This is a genomic window from Ilumatobacter nonamiensis YM16-303, from assembly GCF_000350145.1.
GTDB classification, from domain to species: domain Bacteria; phylum Actinomycetota; class Acidimicrobiia; order Acidimicrobiales; family Ilumatobacteraceae; genus Ilumatobacter_A; species Ilumatobacter_A nonamiensis.
The window spans coordinates 1-4587 of record NZ_BAOL01000005.1; the positions used below are offsets into that span (position 1 = coordinate 1).

The 4587-nt window shown below is 65.9% G+C and carries 5 protein-coding genes and 1 pseudogene; all 6 read right to left on the reverse strand.

The features are described 5' to 3' along the window. Positions 1–285: 285 nt before the first annotated feature. Positions 286–1686 (reverse strand): replicative DNA helicase, encoded by a 1401-nt coding sequence (gene dnaB, locus ON45_RS00745; protein WP_083913990.1) that lies wholly within the window; start codon positions 1684–1686, stop codon positions 286–288. A 228-nt stretch (positions 1687–1914) separates the two neighbouring features. Next, positions 1915–2361: a 50S ribosomal protein L9 gene (gene rplI, locus ON45_RS00750; protein WP_051062187.1), complete on the reverse strand. Its 447-nt coding sequence runs from the start codon at positions 2359–2361 to the stop codon at positions 1915–1917. Positions 2362–2549: 188 nt separating this feature from the next. After that, positions 2550–2804, reverse strand: a pseudogene (gene rpsR, locus ON45_RS23715) (30S ribosomal protein S18); the annotation flags it as partial. 92 nt (positions 2805–2896) lie between these two features. Continuing rightward, a complete protein-coding gene (locus ON45_RS00760) occupies positions 2897–3337 on the reverse strand; it encodes a single-stranded DNA-binding protein (protein WP_040491076.1) in 441 nt (146 codons plus the stop codon). A 40-nt stretch (positions 3338–3377) separates the two neighbouring features. After that, entirely contained in the window at positions 3378–3710 is a 333-nt protein-coding gene (gene rpsF / locus ON45_RS00765) for a 30S ribosomal protein S6 (protein WP_040491077.1), read from the reverse strand. A 215-nt stretch (positions 3711–3925) separates the two neighbouring features. Further along, a partial coding sequence (locus ON45_RS20780; RefSeq protein WP_148288463.1) for a DUF192 domain-containing protein occupies positions 3926–4587 on the reverse strand: 662 nt, incomplete at its 5' end.

A 4587-nucleotide genomic window follows, 5' to 3' on the forward strand; every position in this document is an offset into this window, starting at 1 on the left:
TCGGAGCCGGCTTCGGACCGCTCGTAGCGGCACGTCCGATCGGGCGAGGGGCTCGTTCGACCCACGCAGAATCACGGGCGCGAAGGCTCCGCTACGCGATGCAGTGCCGGCCAAGTCGCACGCCCGCGAACGCTAGATGCCACCCGATGGTCACGGCCTTCGAGGGCGGCTGGCGCGGCAGACCCGACACGGACGGAGCGGGGCACTTAATGCGTCACGAGGGACATGTAGTTATCGACGTAGGGACATGTACGGCGATAAGGACACTTTAAGACGCGCTCATCACTACATGGAGCGGGCGGCGTTGTCGAAGCGGGTGTACTGGCCCAGGAAGACCAGGCGCTTGGTACCGATCGGGCCGGAGCGGTGCTTCGACACGATGACCTCGGCGGATCCCTTGTCGGGTGACTCGGGGTTGTACACCTCGTCGCGATACAGGAACATCACGACGTCGGCGTCCTGCTCCAGCGAGCCCGACTCACGGAGGTCGGCGAGCATCGGGCGCTTGTCGGAGCGGGCTTCGAGGTTTCGGCTGAGCTGGGAGAGCGCCACGATCGGCACCTCGAGCTCACGTGCGAGCACCTTCAGGTTTCGGCTGATCTCGGACACTTCGAGCTGGCGGTTCTCCGAGTTCCCGCTGCCGCTCATCAGCTGCAGATAGTCGATGAGGATCAGCGAGATCCCCCCGTGCATTGCCTTGATCCGCCGCGCCTTCGCCCGGATCTCCATCACCGTCACCTGCGGGTTGTCGTCGAGGAACAGCGGCACCTCCAGCCGCCCGACGGCAAGCCCGATCTTCGACCAGTCCGACTCGGTCAGCTTGCCCGTCCGGAGCTTGGTGGAATCGACCTTCGCCTCGCTCGACAAGATGCGCTGGGTGAGTTCGGCATGGCCCATCTCGAGCGAGAAGACGAGAACCGGCTTCTCCTCGTGCTTCGCGATGTGGGTCGCAAGCCCCAACCCGAACGCGGTCTTTCCCATGGCCGGTCGCGCACCGACGATGTTGAGGGTGCTCGGTTGCAGACCGGACAGCAGATCGTCGAGGTCGTCGTAACCCGTGGCGGCTCCGGTGATCGTGTCGCCGCGCTCGAAGTTCTCCTCGAGCTGATCCATCGCCAGGTTCAGCAGTTCCTGGATCGGACGGGTCGAGTCGACGACGCGGTCTTCGGCGACCTCGAACATCTTCGACTCGGCCATGTCCACGGCCTTGGTGACATCGTCGGGCTCGCTGAACGCGATGTCGGTGATCTCGCCGGCGGTGTGGATCAACCGACGCAGGAGCGCCGTGTCCATCACGATCTTCGCGTAGTGCTCGGCACCCGACACCGATGGTGTCGCGTTCTGCAACTCGCTCAGATGCTCCACCCCACCGATCTCGTCGAGCAGACCATGACGGCGCAACTCGTCGGCGACGGTGACCACATCGACGGGGCCCGACGTCGAGTACAGGGCGCGCACCGCGTCGAACACGTGCTGGTTCGCCGGGTTGTAGAAGTCCCGCGGCTTGAGCCCTGCTTCGCCAACCGCACCGATCGCATCGCGCGACAGGAGCAGCGCACCGAGCACCGACTCCTCCGCCTGCAGGTTGTGCGGGGGGACCCGACCCGCGCCACCCGCGGGACGGCGAATGGGCGTCACGCGCGCCCCGCCGCCGTCGTCGATCGGAAAGTTCTCGTCACCAGCCATGAAGGCACCATTCTGAGCGTTGAGCGTTGTGGACAACCAGTCCCGACAGGCTGGGAACCCGCTGTTGATCGCCTGTGGACAACCGGCCGATCCTGTGGACTCGGCGTCCACGAAACGACCGGGAAAACGACACGGGGCGCGTCCCGTCCGAAGACAGGACGCGCCCCGCGGAAGGCTTCTGCGAGATGCGGTGCATGACGATCGGCGATGCGATGGTCATGCGCAGCATCATTCGGCGGCGACGACCTCGATGGTGATCGGGAACGACACGTCGCGGTGCAGCGATGCGGTCGCGGTGTGTGACCCGGTGGTCTTCACACCGTCGATCTCGATCTCTTTGCGGTCGATCTCGATCCCGGTCTGCTCCTGCACCGCGTCGGCCACCTCGGCCGCGTGGATCGAGCCGAAGAGCTTGCCCTCGGGGCTCGCCTTCGCCGTGATCGTGATCGTCTGGGGAACGAGCGTGCTCGCCACGGCGGTCGCCGCTTCCCGAGACTCGTGGTCACGCGCATCGCGGGACGCACGCATCTTCGCGGCCTGCTCGATCGCACCAGGCGACGCCTTGATGGCGTGGCCCTTCGGAAACAGGAAGTTGCGCGCGTGGCCGTCTGCCACGTCGACGATGTCACCGCGCAGGCCGAGACCCGACACGTCGGAACGAAGAATGACCTGCATGATCAGTCCTCCCCGGTCTGGTCGGTGGACGCGTCGGCACCGGAGTCGACAGAAGTGTCGTCTCCGTCGACCGAGGTGTCGTTCTCGTTCTCGGTCGCCTCGGCGTTCTCGTTGTTCGACGAGTCGCGATCGGAACGACGATCGTCGCGATCACCACGACGGCCACCGGTACGGGTCGACGCAACACGCGTCGCGTACGGCAGCAACGCCATCTCGCGAGCGATCTTGATCGCGTTCGCGACTTCACGCTGCTGCTGCAGGTCGTTGCCCGCCACGCGGCGGTTCTTGATCTTGGCGCGGTCGCTCATGAAGCGGCTGAGCAGGTCGACGTCCTTGTAGTCGACGTACTCCACCTTCTCGATGACGAGGACGCTGGTCTTCTTCTTGAATTTGCGAGGATTCGCATCCCGGGCGGACCGGGCTTTGTTCTTCTTGGATGCCATGAGGCTGGGTTCCTTACTGGAAAGTTCTGGTCATTTCGAGGGGAGGCCGACCCGAGACGGGTGGGCGCTCGACATGGAATTGAGCGTGGCGCTCAGAACGGCTCTTCGTCGCCGTACACCGGATCGGGTGCCGACGCTGCGCCGCCACCTCCACCGCCGCCCGACTGGGCGGAGTCACGGCTGATGCGCTCGACTTGAGCTTGCGCCCAGCGGAGGCTGGGTCCGAGATCATCGGCGATCACTTCGACGATGGTGCGCTTCTCGCCTTCCTTCGTCTCGTAGTCGCGCTGCTGCAACCGGCCGGTGACGACGATGCGTGCACCCTTGGTCAAGCTGGCGGCCGAGTTCTCGCCGAGGTCGCCCCAGGCGGTGATGTTGAAGAAGGAGGTCTGCTCCTGCCATTCACCGTTCTGCTGGTACCGCCGGTTGACGGCCAGGCCGAAGCTCGCGACTCCACGACCCCCGGTCGTGTAGCGAAGTTCGGGGTCGCGCGTGATGTTGCCGACCAGGGTGACGCTGTTCTCTGATGCCATGTGATTTCCCCTTGTGCTTGGTGCGTGCCAACGGCAGCCGTCAGGCTGCGGTGACCGCCATGCCGCGGCGCTCGGCCTCGGCCTCCGGAAGACGGATGAGCTTGTGGCGGACGACGTCGTCCGCGAGGCGGAGGGTGCGCTCGAGTTCATCGAGCGAGCCCGGGGCGGCCACGATCTCGGCCACGAGGTAGTAGCCGGCCGGCTTCTTCTCGATCGGGTAGGCGAACTGGCGCTTGCCCCACCAATCGATCTTGCCATGCAGCTCGCCCTTGGCGGCTGCGACGCCGTCGGTCACCGACTTCATCCAGGCCTGTGCTTTGGGGTCATCGACGTCGCCGTCGATGATGACCATCAATTCGTATCCACGTGTCATACGTGTGTGTTCTCCCTTCGGATACCAGCCTGTCGGGCGACCCCGACAGGCAGCAGCCCCGTGTGGGGCAGGGTCAATATGGACCGTGCCACGCTATCGGGCGCGCGGTGATCGCGTGGCCGGGAGGACGATGGGTGGGTCGATCGCATGTCCGCATCATGCGCGCGGGGCTGTGTCAGGGTTTCCCGGCGACGTTCGCGGGCGACGACGCAAGGTCAGGCCGGCGGACATCCCGAGGCTTCGGTCTCGGTCAGGATCTCGAGCCGAGCACCCGGGCCGATCCCGAGCTCGTCGAGTCCGCCTTGAAACACCTCGATCGCCGCGCTGTACGGACCATCGGCCGGGTAGCGCTCACACCCTGAGGTGTCGACGTCGAGGCACGGTTCCATGTCCGCCTCATCGACGAGGGCACCGTCTTCTCCGAACCACGCGATCGACAGCGGCGTGGGCGTTCCGATCATCACGAAGTTGCCCTGGAGGGGCTCGGCCCACCGGAACAGCATCCCGTCGGCATCACCGAGATCGGTCACGCCCATCAGGCCACGCGATCGCTCGTCGGCCGTGTCGGCGAGCCACAGGCACACCTCGCACACGTCTCCGTCGGCCGACGTCACGCGTGCCTCGACCGTGCTGAAGCCGACCGGCTGGACTCCGTCGACGCTGTCGGTCGGAGCGTCGACGTCGGACTCCGCGGTGGTCTCGCCGGAATCGTCGTCGGTCCCGGATTCCGCAGTGCCGACGTCGGACGACGGCAGCGTGGCGGGCGTACTCGTCCCGGTCGCGGCGTCACTCGACGAGCAACCGATCAGCGCGAGACCACCAACGCCCGCGGCGGCCGCCGCGATCGGCCAACTCGTGAACAGTTCGCGCACGGAGC

Bases quoted from the DNA above. Each gene is read 5' to 3' on its own strand.
- dnaB (WP_083913990.1), bottom strand. From the start codon at position 1,686: ATGGCTGGTGACGAGAACTTTCCGATCGACGACGGCGGCGGGGCGCGC.
- rplI (WP_051062187.1), bottom strand. From the start codon at position 2,361: ATGCAGGTCATTCTTCGTTCCGACGTGTCGGGTCTCGGCCTGCGCGGT.
- ON45_RS00760 (WP_040491076.1), bottom strand. From the start codon at position 3,337: ATGGCATCAGAGAACAGCGTCACCCTGGTCGGCAACATCACGCGCGAC.
- rpsF (WP_040491077.1), bottom strand. From the start codon at position 3,710: ATGACACGTGGATACGAATTGATGGTCATCATCGACGGCGACGTCGAT.